The organism is Kitasatospora sp. NPDC001664 (genome assembly GCF_053596675.1).
Window position 1 is genome coordinate 1 of record NZ_JBSFGS010000049.1, and the last position, 20,267, is coordinate 20,267.

Annotated in this window: 17 protein-coding genes; 14 read left to right on the plus strand and 3 right to left on the minus strand. The window is 71.5% G+C overall.

Going from position 1 to position 20,267, the window contains the following annotated elements; genetic code table 11:
* The 3 genes from ACWCYY_RS38565 to ACWCYY_RS38575 all read left to right on the plus strand — a co-directional run.
* Positions 1-1,466: replication-relaxation family protein (locus tag ACWCYY_RS38565; RefSeq protein WP_449798714.1), on the plus strand; the 1,466-nt coding region annotated here is incomplete at its 5' end.
* A gap of 147 nt (positions 1,467-1,613) precedes the next feature.
* On the plus strand, positions 1,614-1,811 hold the full coding sequence (locus tag ACWCYY_RS38570) for a hypothetical protein (RefSeq protein WP_396298510.1): 198 nt from the start codon (positions 1,614-1,616) through the stop codon (positions 1,809-1,811).
* Positions 1,804-2,061 (plus strand): hypothetical protein, encoded by a 258-nt coding sequence (locus ACWCYY_RS38575; RefSeq protein WP_449798715.1) that lies wholly within the window; start codon positions 1,804-1,806, stop codon positions 2,059-2,061. The genes ACWCYY_RS38570 and ACWCYY_RS38575 overlap by 8 nt, the downstream gene beginning before the upstream one ends.
* A gap of 1,270 nt (positions 2,062-3,331) precedes the next feature.
* On the opposite strand, the gene ACWCYY_RS38580 is transcribed toward ACWCYY_RS38575, so the two are convergent.
* Entirely contained in the window at positions 3,332-5,320 is a 1,989-nt protein-coding gene (locus ACWCYY_RS38580; protein WP_449798716.1) for a trypsin-like serine protease, read from the minus strand.
* A 444-nt stretch (positions 5,321-5,764) separates the two neighbouring features.
* On the opposite strand from ACWCYY_RS38580, the gene ACWCYY_RS38585 reads away from it, so the two are divergent.
* The 3 genes from ACWCYY_RS38585 to ACWCYY_RS38595 all read left to right on the plus strand — a co-directional run bounded on the left by ACWCYY_RS38585 (position 5,765) and on the right by ACWCYY_RS38595 (position 11,875).
* Positions 5,765-9,709, plus strand: a complete 3,945-nt coding sequence (locus ACWCYY_RS38585; protein WP_449798717.1) for a polymorphic toxin-type HINT domain-containing protein — start codon at positions 5,765-5,767, stop codon at positions 9,707-9,709.
* A 15-nt stretch (positions 9,710-9,724) separates the two neighbouring features.
* Positions 9,725-10,279: a hypothetical protein gene (locus ACWCYY_RS38590; RefSeq protein WP_449798718.1), complete on the plus strand. Its 555-nt coding sequence runs from the start codon at positions 9,725-9,727 to the stop codon at positions 10,277-10,279.
* A 159-nt stretch (positions 10,280-10,438) separates the two neighbouring features.
* Entirely contained in the window at positions 10,439-11,875 is a 1,437-nt protein-coding gene (locus ACWCYY_RS38595; protein ID WP_449798719.1) for a replication-relaxation family protein, read from the plus strand.
* A gap of 179 nt (positions 11,876-12,054) precedes the next feature.
* Here ACWCYY_RS38595 and ACWCYY_RS38600 read toward each other — a convergent pair whose 3' ends face one another.
* The gene (locus tag ACWCYY_RS38600; RefSeq protein WP_449798720.1) at positions 12,055-12,282 is read right to left on the minus strand and encodes a hypothetical protein; all 228 of its coding nucleotides are present in this window, start codon (positions 12,280-12,282) and stop codon (positions 12,055-12,057) included.
* 336 nt (positions 12,283-12,618) lie between these two features.
* Here ACWCYY_RS38600 and ACWCYY_RS38605 point away from each other — a divergent pair, with 336 nt between their 5' ends.
* The 7 genes from ACWCYY_RS38605 to ACWCYY_RS38635 all read left to right on the plus strand — a co-directional run bounded on the left by ACWCYY_RS38605 (position 12,619) and on the right by ACWCYY_RS38635 (position 18,720).
* Positions 12,619-13,332 (plus strand): ABC transporter ATP-binding protein, encoded by a 714-nt coding sequence (locus tag ACWCYY_RS38605; protein ID WP_449798721.1) that lies wholly within the window; start codon positions 12,619-12,621, stop codon positions 13,330-13,332.
* A complete protein-coding gene (locus ACWCYY_RS38610) occupies positions 13,329-14,654 on the plus strand; it encodes an FtsX-like permease family protein (RefSeq protein WP_449798722.1) in 1,326 nt (441 codons plus the stop codon). The genes ACWCYY_RS38605 and ACWCYY_RS38610 overlap by 4 nt, the downstream gene beginning before the upstream one ends.
* Positions 14,655-14,696: 42 nt before the next feature.
* Positions 14,697-16,010: a sensor histidine kinase gene (locus ACWCYY_RS38615; RefSeq protein WP_449798723.1), complete on the plus strand. Its 1,314-nt coding sequence runs from the start codon at positions 14,697-14,699 to the stop codon at positions 16,008-16,010.
* Between the two features lie 33 nt (positions 16,011-16,043).
* Positions 16,044-16,700, plus strand: coding sequence for a response regulator (locus ACWCYY_RS38620; RefSeq protein ID WP_449798724.1), 657 nt, complete (start codon positions 16,044-16,046; stop codon positions 16,698-16,700).
* 131 nt (positions 16,701-16,831) lie between these two features.
* Positions 16,832-17,020 carry a hypothetical protein gene (locus ACWCYY_RS38625; protein ID WP_449798725.1) on the plus strand — a complete coding sequence of 63 codons (189 nt, stop codon included), beginning with the start codon at positions 16,832-16,834 and terminating at the stop codon, positions 17,018-17,020.
* A 304-nt stretch (positions 17,021-17,324) separates the two neighbouring features.
* Positions 17,325-17,534, plus strand: a complete 210-nt coding sequence (locus ACWCYY_RS38630; protein WP_449798726.1) for a hypothetical protein — start codon at positions 17,325-17,327, stop codon at positions 17,532-17,534.
* A 235-nt stretch (positions 17,535-17,769) separates the two neighbouring features.
* Complete coding sequence (locus ACWCYY_RS38635) at positions 17,770-18,720, plus strand: NUDIX domain-containing protein (RefSeq protein ID WP_449798727.1); 951 nt, start codon at positions 17,770-17,772, stop codon at positions 18,718-18,720.
* Positions 18,721-18,773: 53 nt separating this feature from the next.
* Here the strand turns inward: ACWCYY_RS38635 and ACWCYY_RS38640 are convergent, their stop codons facing one another.
* Positions 18,774-19,037 carry a hypothetical protein gene (locus ACWCYY_RS38640; protein ID WP_449798728.1) on the minus strand — a complete coding sequence of 88 codons (264 nt, stop codon included), beginning with the start codon at positions 19,035-19,037 and terminating at the stop codon, positions 18,774-18,776.
* Positions 19,038-19,636: 599 nt separating this feature from the next.
* Between ACWCYY_RS38640 and ACWCYY_RS38645 the strand changes: the two genes are divergently transcribed.
* On the plus strand, positions 19,637-20,242 hold the full coding sequence (locus ACWCYY_RS38645) for an RNA polymerase sigma factor (protein ID WP_449798729.1): 606 nt from the start codon (positions 19,637-19,639) through the stop codon (positions 20,240-20,242).
* The last annotated feature ends 25 nt before the right edge of the window (positions 20,243-20,267 follow it).

Here is a 20,267-nt window from a genome sequence, read left to right on the forward strand (position 1 = left end):
GGTCGGGCGGTGGCGACAACTCCTCTCCCTCCCCTCTCCTTCGCCTCCGTGATGCTGCCGCTGTCGAAGACCGGAGCAGCACGGAGAAGAAGGAGGGGGAGTGGAAGCGCGGATCGACCGCCCCGGTGCGGGGCGGCGTGCTGGCCGCGCTCGCCCTGTTCCAGCGGGCCACCCCCAGGGAGCTGTGGCCGCTCGTCCTGCCCCACCAGCGCTCCGACCGCTCGGTCCGCGACGCCCTGGGCGACCTGTGCGATGCCGGGAAGGTCCGCGAGAAGCTGACCCTGCCGGACGGCCGCAAGCTCTGGTACCTGACCCCGGCCGGCCGCCGCGACGCCACCACGCTCCTGCCCGCCGGGACGAAGCTCGCCGCGGCCCGCCCCGTACGGGAGAAGCGCGCTGCGGCGTACTCCGAGCACGCCCTGGACGTGGTGGCCACCGCTGGCCTGCTGGCCAAGGCGGGCATCGGCCACCTGGAGGCGTTCTCCACGGAGGTGGAGCACAAGCTGCCCGGCCGCCGGAGCCTCTTCGCCGACCTGGTGCTCCGCGACCCGGGCACCGACGTCCCCGTGCTCTTGGTGGAGGTGGACCGCGAGAACGAGGGGCCGGGCACCCTGGTCGCCAAGCTGGCCGCCTACCGCACCTGGTGCGAGCTACCTGCCCGGGGCGTCAACCGGAAGGACTTCGACGCCGCGCTGCTCAAGCCCGGGCCCGCCAGTAACGCCCTTCGGCTGTGGTCGGCCCTCTACCCGCCGACCGGCCGCGAGGGCCTGCCCCCGGTCGCCCTCGTCCTGGAAGCCGGCCGCAAGCGCCCCCGCCCCGGCACCGCACCGCTGACCCCCGCCCAGAAGAAGGCCAAGCAGGAACGCGACGACAAGCGGCTGCTGCGCCGGATCGAGGCGGTGGAGGCCGGCTCCGAGAACATCTGGGCGCCCCGGCCCGTGCCGGTGAAGGGCGTCACCGCCCGCGACTGGCACCAGGCGCTGCCCGTGGTGGCGACCACCCTGTCGCACCTGCGCCGCTTCGGCGCGGACGGTGAGGTGTGGATCCGCTTCGGCCGCCCCGGCTGGCACACCCTCGCCGACGCCCTGGACAACGAGGACGGCGACCGGCTGCTGGAGCGCCAGCTCGCCGCTCTGGAACGGCAGCGCCGGCAGCGGGAGGAGGCCGAGCGGCAGCGGCGAAAGGCCCAGCGGCAGCGAGAGCAGGCGGAACGGGAGCGGCTGGAAGCCGAGCAGGAGCAGGCGGAGCGCGAGCGCCTCGCGGCTGAGCGGGAGCGACGGGAAGCCGACCGGAAGCGGAGGGAGGCGGAGCGGGAGAGCCGTCGTCCGCTCTGCCCCCGCTGCTCGGCGAAGCTCTCCGAGACCGTAACCCGGCCCGAGAGCCAGGAGGCGGCACAGATGGCCGTGCACCTGACGGTCACCCTTGTGCAGTGGTTCACCTCCGGCGCTGTGACCCGGGTCCCGTAGCGCCGGAGTTCTCCCTCGTTCGGCAGTTCCACGATCCCGGAACTGCCGAATCCTCCTCCGGGGCCTCCCTGCCGACGGTCGAACCCTCCGCGGCCCAAGTCGGCTGCGCTAGCCTCAGCTGACGGACACACAGATGAAGGAGGAGCGATGCACCTCACCTTCGACCCGGCCGAGGCTGACGGGCTGCGCGAGGCCGCGAGGGACGCTGCGCTGGAGGACCCGCGGTTGGCCTACGTCCTGCTGGATCTGGCGGAGCACGGCGTGGACCTGAACCGGTGCCGGACCTGGGACGAGATCCGGGCTGAGCGTGGGCTGCCCGATGACCAGGAGCAGCAGGTTGCCTGAGCGACCCTCACGCCGGCGGGCCGTCATCACGTTCCACGAGGTGGCCGAGCGGCAGATCGCGGAGATGGACGACGTTGCTCTGGCCCGGCTCGATCCGCACCTCAACGCGATCGCCCTGGATCCGAAGACCGGTGTTCAGCGCCAACCGTCCAGCCCGGTCCGCGAGTACGCCAAGGACGGCGTCCGCATCGCCTACGTCTCCACGGTGCTCGGCACGATCGTCCTGGTCGCCTACGTCGAGGTTGGCTGACGAGAGTCCCTTCTCCGCGTCCTCACGGGGCTGACCCCACTGGCCCTGAGCCCCTGGAGGGAAGAGTCAGGGTGGTGAGAGCGGCTGGACGACGTTCGGGGTACCCCGAACAAACGCAACAGGTGACGTGCATGAGCGTACGTCACCTGTGGTGAACGGGGACGCGGCAACGTCCGCCGTTCTACTCCCGGGAGTTGTCATCGGTGGAGCCCGTGCACACACCTGGGAGGGCACCCTGTAGAGCGGGTGCCTGACTGGTCGTCACCGACGCCGGACCGCTCGCTCTGGCCAACCGGCAGGAGAGGGTGGCGGCGTTGGCGCGCGACGCCGTCGGTGCCGTCTGGTGGACCATGCCCGGCGACAAGGCGGGCGGTGACGGCTGGCACGAGTACCACGACGCGGTGCCGGTCGTCGCCACCACCCTATCGCTGCTGGCCGAGCACGGCCCGCTCGGCCCCGTCTGGTGGCGCTTCGGCCGCGCCGGGCGATGGAGGCGTTGGAGAGCCCGCACACCGCGCCGCCTACGCCGAGCGCCAGGAAGCCCGGAGGGAGAAGGCCCGCCAGGAGCACGCCGAGCTGATGGCCACCCTGGCCTGCTCCGACGTGCCCAGGCAGAAGACCACCATCGAGTACGGCCCCCCGAGGCGCACAGCAGTGGACCCACCGACCCGGTGGCCGCTGCTGGGACTGCCACCAGCAGGTCCAGGAACGCCGCAAGAGGGAGCGGGAGGTCAAGGCGAAGGCGCGCCTCGAGACGGCCCGCGCCGCCAACGCCGCGCTGCGCCCGTGCTGGACGTACCGGGGCTCGATCGGGGGTGAGGAGGGCTCGCGGCGGGAGCTGACGGAGGTGGCCGGCCCGAACCGGCTGGAGTGCCCTTACTGCGAACGCGACCGGCAGGAGAACGAGCTGGGCCCGCTGGTGCTGCCCGCCCTGACCCGCCGGGAGCTGCTTGCCCCCCGCCTCTCGCCCCCCGCCTCTCGCCAACCGCTGGTGGAAGGACCGGGTGCGGCACACCAAGGTCTACCTGGTGAAGAACCGTACCCCGTAAACGCCGGTTCCCGGGGCTTACGTGTGCGTTGACCTGTGCGGATATCGGCGACCCATCCGAGTGTGGTTCGGGCGGTGAAGCGGTGTGTGGGCTGCGGTTGGCGGCCTGGACGACGGCGGCGGCAGGTCCGGCAACCCGTCGGAGCGGGTTGCCGGACCTGTGCGGGTCAGCGCCTGGGTGCCCCGCATAGGTGCGGGGCATCAGGTGGACCGGTTGTGGGTTCAGCCGCTGGTGGTCGCGGTGATGCCCTTGAGGCCGGCAGCACCACCGGGAACCTCGGCCCAGCTGCCCCAGCCGACGCTGTAGTTGGCGTCGCGGACGTACAGCTTGTTGTCCTCGTTGACGGCGTAGATGTGTGCGGTGTTGCCGGTGACCGTGCTGGTGATGGTCTTGAGGTTGGTGCTGTCCATCTTGGTCCAGACCGACCAGGTGCCTGCGGTGTAGTTGGCGTCCTGGTTGTACATGCCGTCGGCGCCGATGACCTGGATGTGGACCTTGGTGCCTTCGGTGACGCTGGCGGTGATCGCCTTGGCGCCGGTCAGGGCGCCGGGGATCTCAACCCAGTTGGTCCAGCCGACGCTGTAGTTGGCGTCGCGGGTGTAGACCTTGTTGTCCTCGTTGACGGCGTAGATGTGTGCGGTGTTGCCGGTGACTGCGCTGGTGATGGTCTTGAGGTTGGTGCTGTCCATCTTGGTCCAGACCGACCAGGTGGTGCCTGCGGTGTAGTTGGCGTCCTGGTTGTACATGCCGTCGGCGCCGATGACCTGGATGTGGACCTTGGTGCCTTCGGTGACGCTGGCAGTGATCGCCTTGGCGCCGCTCAGGCCGCCGGGGACCTCCTGCCAACTGCTCCAGTAGCCGCCCGTGACGCCGTCGCGGTTGTAGACGTGGCCGTCGGCGGCGACCGCGTACAGGTGAACGGTATTGCCGGTGGTCACGCTGGTGATGGCCTTGAGGTTGGTGCCGTCGAGCCGCTTCCAGCTGCTGCCCCACACCCCGGTGGCGTAGTTCACGTCGAGACCGTAGGTGGAACCCTCGGAGCCGATCGCGAACAGGTGGGTACCCGGCTTGATCTCGATGGTCCGGTAACGCACGTCCTGGACCCAGCCCGCGAGGTCGTCGGTCCGCGCCGAGTAGGCACCGGCGCGGGTCTCGGTGGCATCGGTACCGAGGCATCCGCCCTGCCAGGCGCGGCTGGTGACAGCGACGAGGGCCGGCTTGCCGTTCTCGGCGTGCCAGACGGCGCCGCCGGTGTCGCCCTTGCAGGCGGTGGCGTCGGCGGGAGTCTTCGGGGTGATGTCGAAGCCGGTGGTGACGTCCGAGCTGACGGAGAAGGCTGCGGTGTGGAGCTTGTCGTTGGTCCACGCGGTCCTGGTGCGCCCGTATCCGGCGACCTGGAGTTCCTCGCCTTGGAGCGGCGCGGTGCCGCCGATGGCCAGCGGCGTGATGCCCGTTACCGGTGAAGCGAGGCGGGCCATGACCACATCGCGGTTCGCGGCGGGGACGAGTTCGGCGACGGCGACGGAGCTACCGCCGGTGGCGTTGAGGTCGGTTCGGCCGACGATGGCGGTGGTGGCGAGTTTGGGCGCGCCGGAGGCTACGTCGATCGAGGATGCGGGGTTGTCGGCGAAGCAGCTCTTGGCGGTGATGACCCAGAGGGGGTCGACGAGGGCGCCGGAGCAGCTGCGGCCCTTGTCGCCGATGGTGAGCTTCGTGTTGAAGGCGGTGGCCGGGTCGGTCGGCGTGGTTGCCGGAGTGCCGGCGGGAGCTGTGACGCGGAGCTCTAGAAGGGTGGCGACACCGGTTCCGCCAGGTGCGGACTCGCCGACCGGAACGGTCTTGTTCGCTCCGACCGACACGCTCGATGTGGTGCCACCGACGCTGATCTGGGCGGTCAGTGACCGGTCGGCGTAGGTGCCGATGGCGAAGACCTCGGGCACGCTCAGGGCGAGGTAGCCGCTCGTCCCGGTGGTCTTGAAGCAGACGGTGCTGCCTGGTTGGGCCTGGGCGAGACCGGTGAACACCTTGACCTGGTAGTCGGAGGTGCAGTCGGTGAGGGTGATGTGCCCGTCGCCGGCGGTCAGCGTGACGCCGGTCTGCTGAAGGAGCCGGGCGGAGTCCGGGTAGGCGCCGTCCTCGACCGCGGAGGGCGCGGCGGAGTTGGCCGCGTTGGCGGCAACGGCCGGCACGGTGGCGGTCGGAACGGCCAAAAGGATCGCGGTGACGGCGATCGGTATCGGCCATCTGGAACGAAATCCCACGAACGTACCCCTGAATCTCATAGCTGTCGAATTAGTGATCTGCCCAGGCAAAACCGGACATTCCATCGCCTGTTACCTGGGTGGCGGAAATTAATATAAGGTACCGGCCGGGAATGGGGAGGGGGACCTGACTAGGCCGGTTGGCCATGGGAGATGTGACGATCTGACGGTTCGTCATCACTGTGTGTGAACAGCCGATGCGCCGGTCGAGGCGATGTCTGACGACCCGTCATCGGGGCGGACATCGGCCGTTCGCCGAATTACCTCATGCCATTTTCCCTGCCGCTCTCACCACTCCCGTCCGGAATGCGAAAAGCGTAGGAAATGGGAGTGGCAGTGGGCCCGAGAAGACGAACACCAGAGAACGGAAGCGGCCTTCGGCGGGCGGTCAACGTGCTGTTGGCCACCGCGATGACCGCCGGCGCGCTCGCCGGTGCGGCTCCGGCGGTGGCCGTGGACCCAGCACCCAGCCAGTTCAGGTCGATGGACCTCCCGGACACCGACCGGGGAAAGGCCGTGGCGCTGTGGCGTGAGGGCGGGCCGGCGCTGCGCGCGGCGGCGGAGACCGCGCTGGTGGGCTCGGACACTGATGTGCGCCAGTTCCTCGACGCGGGGCGGACCGTGGCCGAGGCTGTGGACGACCGTCAGCTGGCCATGGACATCGCGACGCGGGGCGGGCGGAAGCTGCGCGAGGCCGCGCAGGCCGCGTTGGGCGGAACACCGCAGCAACTGCGCGATTTTCTCGCCTCCGGTTGGCGGGCGCCGCTGGAGACCGACCAGCGCATCGAGGCGGCGCGGGCGATCGGTGCGGGCGGACGGCACGTGCAGGAGGCCGGCCGGGCGGCGCTGGACGGCTCGATCGACGACGTCCGGACGTTTCTGACGGACAAGTACCAACCCCTCAAGGACCTGGACGACCGGATCGCGGCGGCGCGGGCGATCGGCGAGGGCGGGCCCGCGACCCAGGCCGCCGGCCGGGCGGCGTTGGACGGCTCGATCGACAACGTCCGCGACTTCGTGAAGGTCGGCCGCTTCGTCGCCCGCGCCCAGGACCTGGAGTACGCGGACGTCACCAAGCTCGCGGGACAGGCCTCCGAGTCGGCTGCCGCCGCGACGCGTGAGACCGACGCGGCCAAGGAAGCCTCCGACCAGTCAGTGCAGGCGGCGAAGCTGGCCAAGCAGGCTGCTGCTGATGCAGCGGCGGAGACGGTCGCCGCGCAGAACGACGCCGCCAAGGCCGCGGCCGCGGCCGACCGGGCCGCCGCGGCGGCCCGGCGTGCCGCGGAGGCCGCTCAGTCGGCGATCTCCGCCGCGCGGGCCGCCAACGCCGCGGCGCGGCAGGCCGCGAGCGCGGCCGCCGATGCCAGCCAGATCGCCGCTTCCATCGAACAACTGGTCTCCCAGACCCGCGAAGCCGCTGCCCTGGCCTCCACCGACGCCACCAAGGCCGACGCCGCCAAGAAGGCGGCGCAGGCTGCCCGTGAGGCGACCAAGAACGCCCCCGACATCATTCAGATGGCGCAGCGTGCCAAGGAAGCCGGCAACGCGGCCCGGGACGCGGTGAACGCGGCCAACGACGCGCTCGTCCAGGTCGGCGCGGCCGCGCAGTCCGCCGATGACGCGGGCAACGCCGCGAAGGCCGTCGGCGCCAGCGCCGACGAGTCCCAGGCGGCCGCCGCCTCCGCGCGCCGCCACGCCCAGGAGGCCACCAGGGCCGCGGCCGCGGTGGCGGCCTTCGCCGCGCAAGCCGCTGACGCGGCGACCGAGGCGATGACAGCGGTCAACTCCGCCGTCGCCCACGCCACCGCGGCGGCGGACGCCGCCGACGCGGCAGCCGCACACGCCGGGCAGGCCGCTGACGCGGCAGCCCAGGCAACCGCCCACGCCGACGCCGCCACCCAGGCCGCCGCCGCCTCCACCACAGCGGCAGACAGCGCCAAGCGAGTCCACGAACTCGCCCTCAAGACCGCCGACGAGGACCTCACCGCCCGCACCAACGAGTCCGTCGCCGACGCCCAGGACCAGAAGGCCGCCTACGACGCGGACAAGGCCCGGGCGGCGAAGTCCGCAGCCGACCGCAAGGCCCTCGCGGACCAGGCCACCGCCCTGGCCGCCGATGCCACCAAGCCCGGTGCCGACCCCCAGCAGGTCGCCACCAACGGCCGCAAGATCGCCGTCGCGGTCGCCAAGACCGGCGGACCCTGGTCGGTCGCGGCGGCCGAGTTCGCCCTCGCCCAGTCCGGCGACGCCGCCCGCGACTACGCGAGGACCGGCTGGCAGAAGGCCGTGAACGCCGACGAACGGCAGCGCACCCTCACCATCTCCTGGGAGACCGAGCAGCCCGAACTCTCACTGGCGGCCCTGACCGCCATGCAAGGCGGCGCCGCAGCCATCCACACCTTCCTGACGACCGGCCAGCACCAGGTCGCCGCGATCGAGTACCGCAAGCAGGTGGCCCGCATCATGGGCGAGGGCGGACGCAAGGTCCAAGAAGCCGGCCGAGCCGCCCTCGACGCCAACACCACCGATGCACTGCTGCAGTTCCTCAACTCCGCGCAGTTCGTCCAGCGCGAGACGGACGACCGGATCGAGATCGCCCGCCTCATCGGCGAAGGCGGCCCCGAGGTCCAGGCCGCCGGACGGATCGCCCTCGAAGGCGCTCCGATCATGCAGCGCCAGTTCCTGACGCTCGGCCAGTTCAACGCCCGGCACAAGGACCAGCTCACCGCGGCGCACAACGCCCGGATCCAGTCCGCCATCTCCCAGGCCTACGCCAGCGCCTCCACCGCGCAGCAGCAGGCCTTCGAAGCCCGCGAGGCCGCAGCCCGCGCCCGCAACGCCGAACAGGAGGCCAGGGGATACGCGGCCCAGGCCGCGCAGTCCGCCAAGGCCGCCAACGACGCCGTCGAGCAGGCCAGGGCCTCCGCCGAGCGTGCGTCCTTGGCCGCCGCGCAGGCCGCCCAGGAGGTCCGCGCGGCCAACGCCGCCAGCGCCAGCGCCCAGAAGGCCTCCGAGCAGGCCCAGGAGGCCTCGGCCAGGGCTGCGGGGATCGCCACCGCGGCCCAAGAAGCTGCGGACGTCGCCCACAACTACGCGGCCCAGGTCCGCACTTCTGCCGAGGCCGCGCACGCCAGCGCGATCGACGCCGGACAGGCTTCCTCCGACGCCTACGACAAGCTCGAGTTCACCGAGATGCTCCAGCGGGCGATGTTCGCGTCGAAGATGCAAGGCATCTTCTACTTCACCGGCAACCTCTACCACCAGACCTCTGAGGACGACCACAACAACCTCGCCCTGCTCGGCTCCATCCCCTACGCCCCGTTCGAGATCGGCGCGAACGGCTACAACTGCGCCTGGTACGGCATCGAGGGCCAGTGGATGGACGCCGCCGGGTCGTGCCTCGCGGCCATCCCCGCACTCGGTGAGATCGCCAGCGCCTACAACCTCCTGAAGTGGGGCAAGAAGGGCCAGCAGCTCGCGGACGAGGCCGCGAAGGCCCAGAAGGCCGCCAAGAAGCTCGAGAACGCCTCGTGCATGCTCGACCTCGGCGACAGCTTCCCGGCCGGCACCCGCGTCCTGATGGGCGACCGCACCGCTCGCGCGATCGAGCAGATCAGGGTCGGCGACACCGTTCTCGCCACCGACCCCGGGACCGGTCAGACCATTGCCGAGCGCGTCGACAAGACCATCACGACCCCTGACGACGAGGACTTCACCGAGATCGACGTCGTGGGCCCCGACAGCGTCAAGGCCACCTTCACCGTCACCGACCGGCACCTCATCTGGTCCGTGACCGCCAACAACTGGGTCTACGCCGCAGGAGTGGTCCCCGGCACCCTGCTGCGGACCCCGGAGGGGCGGACGGCGAAGGCCACCGGCGTCCGGTACCGCCATGCCCTCCAGACCGCCTACAACCTCACCGTCCACGACCTCCACACCTACTACGTCCACGCCGGCGCGACGCCGGTACTGGTCCACAACGCCAACGACACCGGGGTCAGGCCCAGGTTCGTGACCCGGGGCATCAGGGCAGTGCTCTCCGGTCGCCCGCAGCGTCGCGATCTCAATGGGAACCTGGACTACTTCGACGGCAGAGACCTGAGCAACACCAGCAGGTACCGCAGTTGGATCACCAACTACACCGGCACCGAGAACGACATCCCGGAAGCGGACCGCGTGACCACCCGCATCTACGACATGGACGGTGGTGGCAACGGCTACCGAATTATCGTCAGGGAACAGCCCGGCAGGCCCAACCAGTACGCCTGGGTCCCCCCGGGGCCGAATGGAGTCCACAACTACGGCGCGCTGAAAGAGTTCAAACCCGAGTGCATCTGAGGAGGACCCACGGACATGCGGGACATCACACCAGCACTCATCCGCGCGGGCATCGTTCTGCACGGGATCGAGCCGGACACCTCCTGCCCGCCGCAGTCCGCCTCGATGGCCGCGGCCTGCGGTCCCTGGGACGGCCGGGTCGACATCGAGATCGGGCACGACGATCCGGACTTCACCGCGGCGGTCAACGCTGCCTGGTCCCGGCAGGCGGACGACTTCGGACTCCTCTCACACAACGGGCAGTTCCTGCTTCTCGCGAACCTGTATCCGGACCCGTCGGAGGACGCCGAACTTCGATGGCTGCGGGTTTCCCTCGGCGAACACTGGAACCTTGCCGGAGCCACCCAAGGAGGAATCATCGGCCCACTCGGAGACGGACTGTTCACCATGTCCCTCGACGGTGAAGTGATCATCGAAGGAACCACCTACGAGGGCCGGAGCTCGGTCCTCGCCGTCCCGCGGCCCTACCGCGCCGAGCCGTTCCGGTCGTGGACACGGCACCTGATCAACGAGTGGAAGCAGAGCGGCGAAGACACACTGCGGGCGGAGGCCTGGCTCGCACGGGCCTGACACCCACCCCCTACCGCCGACAGCAATGAGGCCGGAGGCCGTCACCGAGAAGTTCGCGGTGACGGCCTCCGCCCATCCGCGGCTCTGGTTGTACATGCGGCTGACATTCCGACCCAACGCCGAGGAAGCCCGGGAGGACAGTCAGCCCCGCCCGGACTTGTGCAATCGAGCAGCCACGACCAGCTCCAGCGCCTGCTGCGCCCGGGCGCGGCCTCGAACACGATGATCCGCCAGGCGCTGCGCGATCTGGCGCTGCACGGCCTGGTGGCCTCCGACGGCAACACGAGGGCGGGGCACAAGACGTGGCGGCTGGAGGGCACGGCCGGGCTGGAGGCGGCCGGGCAGGTGCTGGGCCTGTTCCGCTCGGAGATGGGATCGACGGCCCGGGGCGCGGGGCGTACGGGTGCGCAGCACGCGATGGCGGTGAACGAGACGATCGCCGCGTTCGTCCTGGGCGGCACCGCACCGGGCGCGCCGGGCGGGGTCGGGCTGCTGGCGGACTGGGCGACGGAGGTGGAGTACGTGGCGCCGGGCGGCCGGCGGAAGGTGCGCCCCGACGCGGTGTGGCAGGCTCCGGAGATCGGGGTGCCGGTGCTGATGGTGGAGGTGGACCGCTCGACCATGTCGCCGGAGCGGGTGGCGGCGAAGTTCACCGCCTACCGCGAGCTGTTCTGCACGAAGGTGAAGAGCACCGACCCGGCGCTGGCCGACGAGGACCTGGAGGACCGGCTGGTGCACTGGTGGCGCCGGGCCTGGCCCGACCACGACCGGCCCGGCTATCCGCCGGTCGCCTTGGTCGTCACCGACGCCTCACCCGCCGCGCTGGCCAACCGGCAGGAGAAGGTGGCGGCGCTGGCGCGCGACGCTGTCGGTGCCGCCTGGTGGACGATGCCCGGCGACGAGGCGGGCGGTGACGGCTGGCACAAGTACGAAGACGCCGTACCGGTCGTCGCCACCACTCTGGAGCTGCTGGCCGGGCACGGCCCGCTCGGCCCGATCTGGTGGCGCTTCGGCCGCGCCGGGCGGTCCTCCCTGCTGGAGGCGTTGGAGAGCCCGCACACCCGTGACGCCTACGACGAGCGCCAGGCCGCCCGGGAGGAGAAGGCCCGCCAGGAGCACGCCGAGCTGATGGCCACCCTGGCCTGCTCCGACTGCTCAGACGTGCCCAGGCTGGAGACCACCACCGAGTACGGGGCCCGGGGACCGGTGCAGTGGACCCGCCGCCCCGGTGGCCGCTGCTGGGACTGCCACCAGCAGCAACAGGAACAGCAGAAGAGGAAGCGGGAGGCCAAGGCCCTCGCCCGCCTCGAGGCGGCCCGCACCGCCAACGCCGCGCTGCGCCCGTGCTGGACGTGCCGCGGCTCGATCGGGGGGAAGGAGGGCTCGCGGCGGGAGCTGACGGAGGTGGCCGGCCCCAACCGGCTGGAGTGCCCGCACTGCGAGAAGATCCGCAGGGACAAGAAGCTCGGCCCGCTGATGCTCCCGCTGCCCACCCTCCGGGAGCAGCTGGCCGCCCGCGTCTCGCCCCCGGCCGACCAGTGGTGGGATCTGAGGGTGCAGCACGCCACCCTCTACCCTGCGAAGGACCGCCGCTGAACTGCCTCGCCAGCCTCTGTTGTGGGGGCTGTCGCGCCCCCTGCCGCGCCCGGTGACCTGGGCCGACACCCGCCAACCCCCGCGTGAGACCCGGACGTGACATGGCCCGGGGCGACAGGCCACCCGCCTGCCGCCCCGGGTCCGGACTTCTACTCCCAGCGCATCCCGAACTCGGTCAGTCAGCCGGGCGGCCCGCTCGGCCGCGATCGCGCCCCGCCGTAGGCGGCTGTTGGAGACGAACACTCCAGCCCGACCTCGACCTTGGTGCCGTCGGCCATGCCCGCCTCTCGCTCCCGGTACTGTGCGGCCGCGGCGAGGTTCCGCCGCTCCTTCTGCCCGTGCGGCAGCCTCACCACCGGCAGTTCCACCGCGACCAGCGGTTCCAACCCCAGCACGCGCTCGAACACGGGGCAGGCGCGGGGCGTGCGGTTCTTGGCATCTGAGGTTGAGAGCACATCGGGCAGGGCTCTGGTGATTCGAGGCCGAGATCCCCGGCCTCTGCCCAACTGACCCGCAGAAGGCCCTGACGACGACGCCGGACGGGTTGAGGCGGCCGCTCTCGCGGGGCGTTCGGCGTCAGCGGCGCGGAGCGTGCGTGGGAGCTCAAGGCACCGCCTGCGTCCTGGGGGATTTCCCCCAGGGAGCTGGGAGGACAGCCCCGTTCCGGCGTCCGCTCCTGGTCCATAGCGTGGAACGTGCCAGGCCAAGGCCGCATTTCCGGCACCTGAACAGAAGGAGACTTTATGAACGCCGTTCTTGAACTGGACAAGGTCAGCCGGAGCTACGGCCGCGGGCCGCAGACGGTCCACGCTCTGCACGATCTCGACGCCCAGCTCCACGCCGGTACCCTCACCGCAGTCGTGGGGCCCTCCGGCTCCGGCAAGTCGACCTTCCTGCAGTGCGCGGCCGGTCTGGACCGGCCCACTTCGGGCACGGTGCGCTTGGCCGGGCGGGAGATCAGCGCGATGCGGGAGCGCGAGTTGACCCGGCTGCGGCGCGAGCGCATCGGCTTCGTGTTCCAGTCCTTCAACCTGCTGCCCGCCTTGACCGTGCAGGAGAACGTGCTGCTTCCGCTGCGCCTGGACGGCAAGCGGCGCGATCCCGAGCGGGCGCGTCGCATGCTGGCCCGCGTCGGCCTCGACGGGCGCGAGGAGCGGCGGCCCGGCGAACTGTCCGGCGGGCAGCAGCAGCGCGTGGCGATCGCCCGCGCGCTCATCACCGAGCCGGACATCGTCTTCGCGGACGAGCCCACCGGAGCGCTCGATCAGGAGACCGCCGCCGGGGTCCTCGGCCTGCTGCGCGAGGCGGTCAGCGAGCACGGAGCCACGGTCGTCGTCGTCACCCACGACCCGGGGGTAGCCGCACAGGCGGATCGTGTGCTGCGGCTCTCGCAAGGCCGCCTGGCCCAGGACACCGCCCCGGCACAGCCCGGGCCCGCCGTAGGGGTGCTCGCATGACCCTGTTCCACCCGACCGGACTGGCCACCGCCTCGGTCAAGGCCCGTCCCTCCGCCTTCGCCGGCACGTTCGCTGCCTTGGTCTTCTCCGGTACGGTCACCACCGCGTGCGTGGCCATGGCCGTGTCCGCCTCACGCGTGCCCGTCTCCCCCCTGCAGGCCCAGCTCTACGACATGGGCATCGCCTTCAGCAACCTCGTCGTCTACATGGCCATCTTCGTCATCGGCCAGGTGATGTCCCTCGCCGTCGCCCAGCGCGGCCGCGAGAGCGCGCTGCTGCGGGCGATCGGCGCCGAGCCCAGGCAGATCCGCCGCATGGTGGCCACCGAGGCGCTGTGGACCTCCGTACTCGCACTGCCTGTCGGTTACGGGCTCGGCGCGCTGCTCGCCCATGTCTGGTTCGACGGCTTGGCCGCCCACGGCATGGTCCCGCACGGGATGACGATGAGCGTCGGCCTGATCCCCCTGCTCGTCACGGCGGCTGTCCTGGTGGTCTGCTCCCAGCTGGGCGGCAAGATCGCCGCCTGGCGCGCGTCACGGACCCGCCCGTCGGCGGCCCTGGCCGACTCGGCGGTGCCCGGCAGCAGCCGACCCGGCCGCATCCGCGCCCTCGCCTCCCTGATCTTCCTGGCTGCCGGGGGCGCGCTCTCGGTGATCGCCGGCTCGAACCCGGCCAAGGACGCGGCGTCCGAGATCCCCATCGTGCTGCTCACCTACCTCGTCGCGATCGGTCTGGGCGGCCCCTGGATCGGCCGGTTGGCGACGACCGTGGCCTCGCCCCTGCTGCGCCGCTACGGAGGCGTGACCGGTGAGCTGGCCCTCTCGGGGGCCCGTGCCCGCTCGCGCCGCCTCGCGGCGGCGATCACACCGATCGCGATGATGACGGCCTTCGCGGTGGCCCAGTTCGCGACGCTGGCCGGGGAATCGCAGATGGACTGGACGGCGGTCTTCGGAACCCTGCTCTATGCCGGCTTCACTGCGGTCGTGGCCGCGAACACGCTGGTCATGCTGACCGTGGAGAGGTTGCGCGAGTTCTCCCTGCTGCGGACGGTGGGCGCCGAGAAGCGGCAGGTGACGGCGGTTGTGGTGGCGGAGAGCGCGATAACGGCCCTCGCGGGTCTGGGCGCCGGGGCGCTGGCCGCGCTCGCGGTGCTCCTGCCGCTGGGCGACAAGGCCGGTACGCCGATTACGGGGGTGCCGGTGTGGGTCTGGGCCGCGATGCTGGTCAGCGGGGCCGGGATTGTCCTGGCCGGGTCCTGCGCCCCGCTGGCAAGGATGCTGCGCGTACGTCCCATCGAAGGCGTCACGCGACGCAGCGCATGAAGGCGCGGCTGCGGGCCATCGGTTTCAATAGGATCGGAACCGATGGCCCATAGCCGCGAGGACGGCACGATGCGCAAGCCCCACAGCGCCCGCGCCGTCCTGACAGCGCCCCTGACACGCCGGGCGTGGCAGGAGACGGCGTACTGCCTGCTGTCCTTCGTCCCCAACCTGGTGGGGTTCACCCTCATCGCCGTGATCGTCGTGACGCTCGGCTGTGCGCTCACGCTCACCGTCCTGGGCGCGGTGCCCGGCCTGCTCTTCCTGGTAGCCGGGCTCGGGCTCGCCCGGGGCCTGGGCACGCTGCAGCGCCGGCTCGCCCGAGGGCTGCTCGGCGAGCGCATCGCCGAGCCGCCCCGGCCGCAAGCCGGGCGCGGACGTATCGAGGGCGTCAAAGCGCGACTTTACGACGTCACCGCATGGCGGGCGACGGCCTACATCATGGTGAAACTGCCAGTGGCAACCCTCGGACTGTGGACAGTGTCGTGGTGGGTGATCGGCGCACTGCACATCACCGCGCCGCTGCGCTGGGCGGTCGGCCAGCGGGACATCAGCCTGATCTCACCCATCCCCGGTCTCGGGCTGCACCCGCACTCGCTCGGCGCCGCCCTCACCGCGGCCGCGGTCGGCTGCGCGATCCTCCTGGCCGCGCCCTGGCTCACCCGTTCCCTCGTCGCCCTGGACCGCCTGCTGATGCGGGCGCTGCTCGGCCCGGCCGCCCTCGACGAGCGGGTACGCACCCTGGAGGAGACCCGCGCCCTGGCCGTCGACGACGCAGCCCAGCGGCTGCGCCGACTCGAGCGTGACCTGCACGACGGCGCCCAGGTCCGGCTCGCAGCCCTGGCGATGAGCCTGGACATGGTGCGCGAGCAGCTCGACGACCGTGACCGGCCCGAGCTGCACCGCCTGGTGGAGAGCGCCCGCGACAATGCCGCCGAGACCCTGACCGAGCTGCGCGACCTGTCCCACGGTCTGCATCCGCCGGCCCTCGACGCGGGTCTGCCGGACGCCTTGACCACCCTGGCCGCACGCTCCGCGCTGCCGGTCAAGGTATCGGTGGACCTGCCGCAGCGGCCGACCCCGGCCATCGAGAGCATGGCCTACTACTGCGCCGCCGAACTGCTCGCCAACGCCATCAAGCACAGCGGGGCGCACGGCTGTCGCATCGAGGTGTCCACTGGCGACGGCACGCTGCGACTGAGGGTCACCGACGACGGCCGCGGCGGTGCACACATCGCCCAGGGCGGCGGCCTGGCCGGACTCGTCCAGCGGACCCGTACGGTCGACGGCGAGCTGACGGTCCACAGCCCCGCCGGGGGCCCCACGACGGTGCGGGTGAGGTTGCCCCTTCATGCCTGACCCCGCTGACGCGATGTGTGCGAGGCTGCATCCATGCGCGTAGTGATCGCCGAGGACGCCGCCGTACTGCGCGAGCTGCTCGTCCAGATGCTGACCATGCGCGGCCACGAGGTCGCCGCCTCGGTCGCGGACGCCGACGCCCTACGCGCGGCCGTCACCGAGCACGCGCCCGACATCGCGGTCGTGGACATCCGGATGCCACCGACCCACACCGACGACGGGCTGCGCGCGGCGATCGACATCCGAGAACGGCACCCCGAGACCGGTGTCCTGCTCTTCTCCCAGTACATCGAGACCAAGTACGCGACCCGGCTGCTCGCGCAGGGTTCCGCGGGTGTGGGCTACCTGCTCAAGGAGCGTGTCGCGAACGTCGCCGAGTTCACCGACGCGCTGGAACGCGTCGCGGCCGGCGGCACCGCTCTCGACCCGGAGGTCGTCACCCAACTGGCCAGTGCGAGCCGCCGCACCGAGAAGCTGGAGGCGCTCACTGACCGGGAGCGAGACGTCATGACCCTGATGGCCGAGGGCCGCTCGAACACGGCCATCGCCCAGCAGCTGCACGTGTCCACGGGCACTGTGGAGAAGCATGTGGCGGCGATCTTCGGAAAGCTGGACCTCCCAGTGTCGGAAGACCACAACCGCCGGGTCCTCGCCGTCATCCGCATGCTCGGCCAAGGCCCAAGAGCCTGAGCCAGCGGCTCTGATCTGGGCCTTCACCTTGTCTCGTCGGCGTCAGGCCATCTGCCTGTTGTCCCGGGCCGTGGCCTGCTACTCCCAGCGCATGCCGAGCTCGGTCAGCCGGGCTGCCCGCTTGGGAGGTAGTGGAGCGCCAGCTCGCGGCCTACAACATCCACGACATCGAGGCGTTCCTCGCCCCCTACGCCGAGTCCGCGGTGGTCAACCGCCGCGATGCCACCGTTCTCCACGGCCTGGCCGCCGATTCGCTGCGGCTGCTGGTCGCCTACCGGGTCCGCGACGACCTGATCGACCGCGTCGACTTTCTCGGCTGACCCCTGGCCAGCTCGATCGGGGCAAGCTGGTCCGGCTCCCGGCTCCCGGCCCCCGCCGCGGCCTGACCGGGGTTCCGACTGTGTCGGAGAGGGGCTTGCCCCAAGCTCGGCTTGGGGCATCGGCGCCACCCCGGGGGATTGGGGGCTTGGCTCCGCCGAACGTACAGAGCAGTCCGATGAACTCAGCCTGGACGTCACCCACCTCCCCGAACCCCCGCAGCTGCGCCACGTCCAGGACCAGCTCACCACCCGGCCCGGCCGTGACGCCGTCTTCCACCGCCTGCACCTGGTCCACGTTCTCCGGGTGCCGCTGACCGTCCGTCAGGCCCTCGCGGTGGCCGAGCTGGACGCCGACGACGTGGCCGATGTGGTCTGGATGGACGTCCTGCGCGCGGCCGGCCTGCACCTGTACCCGGCCGTCGGCCCCGCCCTGGCCACTCTCAACCAGTCGGCCACCGCCGACACCCCGGTGCTGCTGGAGCCGATGACCAACCGGACCTACCGCTGGCGCTGACCGGACCCCGGCCCCGCCCCGCCCCGCGCCTCGCCACAGGATCGGCACGTCTGCGAACGGTGCCGGACGTCCGGACCGGGTAGGTTGAGGGTGTCGGCCGGTACTCCACCTGGGACCTGGCCGGTACCCGTCGTTCGCAACTCCCGTTTCCTGGAGACCTCCCTCCTCGCGCGGCTGTCACGGCGTCGCTCTCCCCCTGTACTTCCGGCCCGGCGCGGCGGGGCGAGGAGGCGTCATGATCGCCAGCCTGCGTGCCCGCCTGTCCACCGGACCCCCGCCGCCGACCGAACTCACGACGTTCACCGCCAAGATCGGCACCACCGCCGTCTGCTACCTCGCCGGCGAACTCGACCACGACACCCGCCCCGCCGTAGCAGCCGCCCTCCAACGGGCACAGGCCCACCACCCCAGGCGGCTGTGCGTCGTGACGACCCGCCTCACCTTCATGTCCTGCGCGGGCCTGGCCCTCCTGCAGGCCACCCACCGCCACCTCACCCTCCACCACACCCAGCTCTACCTCGTCGCCCCGTCACCCGCCTGCTCGACATCACCGACACCACCCACCTCTTCCCGGTCATCGACACCATCCCGCTGCGCACCTGGACCGCCGACAGGCCAGTCAGCAGCGGGGCGGCCGCCGGGTCGTTGCGGCCAGGTTCAGCACGGCGGCCGCCCGGCGCCCGAAGCGCCGGCCGTGGCGGTGCGGGTGTGCGCGCTGATCCTCCAAGGCCGCGAGCTCTGCCTGATCCGCCGTCACAAGCCCGGCAACGCCGAGCAGTTCTCGATCCCTGGCGGCCTGGTCCACCCCGGCGAGACCACCACCCAGGCGCTCGCCCGCGAACTGGCGGAGGAGCTCGGCCTGGACGTCGCCGAACTCCCCGAGCCCCCGCGGCTGCGCCACGTCCAGGACCAGCTCACCACCCGGCCCGGCCGCCCCGGCCTCCTCTACCGCCTCCACCTGGTCTACGTCGTCCGGGTGCCGCTGACCGTCCGTCAGGCCCTCGCGGTGGCCGAGCTGGACGCCGACGATGTCGCTGAGGTGGTCTGGGTGGACGTCCTGCGCGCGGCCGGCCTCCACCTGTACCCGGCCGTCGGCCCCGCCCTGGCCGTCCTCAACCAGCCGGCCATCGCCGACAGCACGGTGCTGCTGGAGCCGATGACCGACCGGACCTATACCTGGCACTGACCGGCACCGAGCCTGCCCCGGCGAGCGCCGGGACAGGCTCGGCAACGACCGGGTCAGCGCAGCAGCGCCAGCGTCAGCTCGGCCAGCAGTTCCAGCACCCACCTGAGGGCGGCACCGACCAGCACGTCGCAGAACCTGGCGAGCAGCCGGCCGACCGACCGCTGCGGCGACCGCCAGGCGGACCGCCTGCCGGACGCCACCGGAACCACCGCCGTTCCCGGCACCTCGGCCCGCCGGTCCTGGATGGCCCGTCGGCGCTCGGTTCCGTCCCACCCCGCCGCGCCCGTCTCCTGGCCGCGCGGCCTCATCTCGTCCACGTCGCTCTCCTCGTCTCACACCTGGCCGGTGCAGGGCCGAACCCCGATATCCGGGGTTCATGGCGCCGCACGGTAGGGGTGGGAGAACGCCGGTCAAGCCCCTCCCGGAGGGGAGTTTCCGTACCGGCCCCGGGTCCCGGGATGCGGCCCTCTACACGACCTGGCGGGCGGATCAACCCCTCGCCGGCAGCCGGTCATCGGCGTCGTGCCGGAGCCGAAGACCGGCGACCCGTCCGCTTTCACCCGGCCCTCGGTCGGCTCCGGCAACCGGTCCGGGGCCGAGATGACCTCGTCGAGCCGGCCGGCCGTGCCGCGGTACCTCGTCTGCGGCACGGGACAGGACCCCGTCGTCCTGCCGGCCTCATCCGCGCGGGGCTGCGCCGCGGCCCGCCACCCGACCCAACTGGGTTGCGGCACGAAACATCTGACGGTGCGCCTGTGGCCCGGATCACACAGGTGGGCTGACACGAAGGGCGGCCCGAGAGGTCTACCCGGTGTACGGCGGTGGAGCGGCGCAGCACTGGGGCGCCGAACCACTGTGGGTTCCCCTGTTCTTCGGGCCGAGCACGACCGGCGGCCCTGCCCCCGAGAGGATTTCCATGGACGACACGACGGGCGCTGCCACCGGTGACCCCCCACAGGAGGGGAACACCGGCCCGGCGAAGCCGTTGGGGCGGGTGCTGAGCCCGGAGGAGCTGTGGGTCTACGCCCGCAAGACGATCCCCGGTCTGCGCGCGCGGGGCTGGTCGCTGGACTCGATCGAGGACGGGATCGTGGACGTCACAGCCAAGCTGCTCCGGAAGGCCGAAGAAGGCACCCTGCCCCCGTTGGCCAACCCGGGCGCCTACCTGTACCGGGCGATCTCCAACTGGTTGATCAAGCGCTGGCACGAGACCGGCAAGCGCGAGGTGCTGGTGTCCGGGGACGCCGAGGAGTGGGACCGGTGGGCGCGGGCCGCGGCCGAGTTCGACGACGAGGACGCGTCGGACGGTCCCACCCTCGGTGCTCTCGTCCGGGTGTGCGAGAAGTACCTGACGCCCCGCCAGTTCGAGACGCTCTACCTCACCCAGGTGGTCGGGATGAGCACCGCGGAAGCCGCCGTCGCGCTGGACATCCAGCCCGAGGGCGTGCGCTCCAATCTCTCCAAGGCCAGGCAGCGGCTCAAGGACAACCGTGATCAGCTGCGCGGTGAGCTGGACCTGTAGCAACCCGGACCCGGTCTAGGTGGCA